Here is a 3,558-nt window from a genome sequence, read left to right as displayed (position 1 = left end):
GTGCATCCAACCGCACCGGGCGGCCCGGGACTTGAGGCTCGGGACTTGAGGCTCGGGACTTGAGGCTCGGGACTTGAGGCTCGGGACTTGAGGCTGGGGACTTGACTCGGCTCAGCCGAGCTCGTTGATGCGGATCAGGTTGCCCGCCGGGTCGCGGAAGGCGCAGTCGCGGACGCCGTACGGCTGCCGCGTCGGCTCCTGGACGAGCTCGGCGCCGCCGGACTTCAGCCGGCCGAAGACGCCGTCGAGGTCGGCGGAGGCGAGGGTGAGGCGGGCGTAGGTGCCCTTGGCCATCATCTCGGTGATGGTGCGGCGCTCGTCGTCGGTGACGCCGGGGTCCATGGCCGGCGGCTCCAGGACGACGGAGGTGCCCGGGCTGCCGGCGGGGCCGAGGGTGATCCAGCGCATCCGGCCCTGGCCGACGTCCTTGCGGACCTCGAAGCCGAGCAGGTCGCGGTAGAAGGCGAGGGAGGCGTCGGGGTCGGTGTGGGGGAGGAAGGTCCAGTGGATGCTGAGGTCGTTGGTCTCCATGTCCGCCAGGCTAGGCGCGGGCCCCGGGGCGGGGCTTCTCGAATCCTGATCGGTCCGGGGCCGCCTTTTCGGACGTTCTCGGACGCCCGTCGAAGCCGTAAGCGATCGGTAAGAGGCCCCTGCCTACGTTCGAAGCACACACCCGCATGGGGGGACGGCCGGGTCCGCGCAGGGGACGGACCCGGCCGCGGGTGTGTGCTCTCCGGTCTCCGGGAGGGCTCACCCGTCGTGCGACAGCGCGTCCGCGTCGCCGTTCGCCGGGCCCTCGCCCAGTTCCCGGGCCTCGCGCCGCACCCGCTCGGCGGGCCCGTCCAGCCCCGCCGCCTCGTACGCGCGCCCGAGCGCGCACAGCGCCCCGGCGAGGAACGAGCGCCAGCCGCGGGCCCGCCAGAACAGGACGGACTCCTCCAGGTGCGCGACGGCCGCGTCGTGCCGGCCCTCGGCGAGGTCCAACTCGCCCAGGATGCCCAGGGCTTGGGCCAGGTGGTGGCCCAGCTCGAAGCGCCGCGCGATGGCCAGCGCCGCCTCCGCCGCCTCCCGCGCCCGGTCGTCGCCGGTCGCCGCGTGGAGCGTGGCCAGGTAGAGCAGCGAGAAGGCCTCCGCGTAGCTGTCGCCGAGCGAGCGGGCCATCGCGAGCGAGCTCGTGAGCAGGTTGCGCCCGTGCGCGATGTCGCCCGCGCGGCCGTGGGCGGCGCCGAGGAACTGGATCGCGGTGGCCTCGAAGCGGACGTTGCCGATCATGCGCGCCAGGCGCAGCGCCTCGGTGAGGTGCTCGATGGTGCGGGCGAGGTCGGTCTCGCCGTGGGCGACGGCGATGATCTGGTGCGCCTTGGCCACGCCGCCGGGGTGGTCGTGGCCGGCGGCGAGGTCCAGGGCGCGGCTGGCGGCGTCCAGCGCGTCGCGGGCGCGGCCTTGGGCGACCAGGCTCCAGGCCAGCAGGACGAGGGCGTCGGCGGCCCCGCGCGGCTCGCCGACCTGCTCGAACAGGTCGAGCAGCTGCCGCGCGCGGCCGTCCAGCGCGACCATCGTCTCGGTGCCGTCGGCGCGGGTCGCCCAGGTGGTGACCTCGATGAGGCCGCGGGTGAGCACGGCCGTGCCGAGGACGTCGCCGGCCGCCCGGCAGGCCTGGAGGACGGCGAGGTTGGTGGTGCGCCAGTCGTCGTAGAGGCCGCGGACGTCGCAGTACTTCTCCTGGCAGGCGGCGAGGTCCCAGGCGGTCGGGACGAGGCGCAGCGCGGCGGCCTGCCGGGCGCAGGCGTTGAGGGCGGGCTGCTCGACGTCGAACCAGGCCAGCGGGTCGTCGAGCAGCCGGGCGGCGGGGCCGTCGGGCAGCGGGCGGCGCGGGGCGGTGCCGTGGATCGCGGCGAAGCACGGGCCCGGCACCTGGTCGGCGGCCTGTTCGGCGAGCCAGAGCCAGGCGCCGAAGGCCCGTTCGAGGGCGTCGGCGCGGTCGGCGGGGGTGTCGGTGGCGTGGGCGTGCTCGCGGGCGTAGAGGCGGACGAGGTCGTGGAAGCGGTAGCGCAGGTGGGGCTCGGTGCCGGTCTCCTGGAGGAGCTGGGCGTCGATGAGCTCCTGGAGCTGCCGTTCGGCCTCCTCCAGCGGGACGTCGGCGAGCGCGGCGGCGGCCCAGGGGGCGACGTCGGGCGCGTCGAGCAGGCCGAGCAGGCGGAAGGTGCGGCGGGTCGGCTCGGAGAGCCGGGTGTAGCCGACGGCGAAGCCCGCCCGCACGGCGAGGTCGCCGGCCGCGAGCTCGTCGAGGCGGCGGCGCTCGTCGCGCAGCAGTTCGGCGAGGCGGGCCAGGCTCCAGCGCGGGCGGGCGGCCAGGCGGGCGCCGGCGATGCGGACGGCGAGCGGCATGCCGCCGCACAGGTCGGCGATCTGCCCGGCGGCGACGGGCTCGGCGGCGACCCGGGCGTCCCCGACGATGTGGCGCAGCAGCGTCTCGGCATGGGCGGGGTCGAAGCCGCCGAGGTCGACGAGCCGGGCGCCGGGCAGGGCGGTGAGGGTGGCGCGGCTGGTGACGAGGGCTTTGCTGTGCTGCTCGCCGGCGTTGCTGCCGGGGAGCAGCGGCCGGAGCTGGCTCTCCCCGGCGGCGTTGTCGAGGACGACGAGGACGCGGCGGCCGGCGAGCAGGGTGCGGTAGAGGGCGGCGCGCTCGTCGAGGGACTCGGGGATCTCCCGCGCGTCGGCGCCGAGGGCGCGCAGGAAGGCCGCGAGGACGCGGGCCGGGTCGGCCGGGTCGTCGTCGGCGCCGCGCAGGTCCGCGTAGAGCCGGCCGTCGGGGTAGTCGGCGGCGGCGCGGTGGGCGGCGTGGACGGCGAGGGCAGTCTTGCCGATGCCGCCCATGCCCGAGACCACCGGGACGCGGCCGTCGGCCAGGGCGGCGAGGACGAGCCGCAGGTACTCCTCGCGGCCGGTGAAGTCCGGGAGGTCGGACGGGAGTTGGCTCGGCGCGTGGGCGGGGTGGGCGCCGTCGTGGTCGCGGGCCAGCAGGGCGAGGAAGACGTTCTGGACCTGCTCGCCCGGCTCGATCCCGAGTTCCTCGGCCAGCCGCCGGCGCAGCGCCTGGAAGCGGCGCAGGGCTTCGGCGGGGCGGCCGTCGGCGGCGAGGAGTTCGAGGAGGGCGGCCTGCACTGGCTCGTCGAAGGGGTGCTCCTCGGCGAGCGCCGTCACGGCCGGGAGGGCGCAGCGGGGGGCGGCGGTCCTGGCGAGGGTGAGGGCGGTGGAGCGGACGGTCTCCTCGACGGCCGTCACCAGCGGGTCCTCCCGGTTGACCCGGTCCAGCCCGGCCAGCACCGGGCCGCGCCGCAGGTCGAGCGCGGCGCCCGGCTCCCCGTCGGCGGCGAGCTGCCGGAAGCGTCCGAGGTCGACGGCCTCCGGGCGGACGGCCAGCCGGTAGCCCTCGCCGTCGGAGTCCAGCACCACGGCACCGTCCCCGAACGTCCCGAGCCACGTGCGCAGCCGCGACACCCCGGTGTGCACGGCGCCCCGGCCGACCCGGTCGGCCTGCCCGGCCCACACGAGCTC

General features: G+C 76.6%; 2 protein-coding genes. Both read right to left on the bottom strand.

What is annotated here, in order from left to right; translation table 11 throughout:
* Window positions 1–111: 111 nt before the first annotated feature.
* Window positions 112–531, bottom strand: a complete 420-nt coding sequence (locus tag AB0O00_RS32790; RefSeq protein ID WP_363658022.1) for a VOC family protein — start codon at window positions 529–531, stop codon at window positions 112–114.
* Between the two features lie 219 nt (window positions 532–750).
* Window positions 751–3,558 (bottom strand): BTAD domain-containing putative transcriptional regulator (locus AB0O00_RS32785; protein ID WP_363658020.1); only part of this gene is annotated, 2,808 nt, incomplete at its 5' end.

Origin of the sequence: Kitasatospora sp. NPDC093558, from assembly GCF_040683475.1 — a bacterium.
GTDB lineage: Bacteria > Actinomycetota > Actinomycetes > Streptomycetales > Streptomycetaceae > Kitasatospora.
Note: the sequence above shows the minus strand (reverse complement) of the source record. Positions and strands in the feature narration are given on the sequence as shown.

Excerpts from the sequence above, each read along its gene's own strand:
- AB0O00_RS32790 (WP_363658022.1), bottom strand. The coding sequence starts at position 531 with ATGGAGACCAACGACCTCAGCATCCACTGGACCTTCCTCCCCCACACC.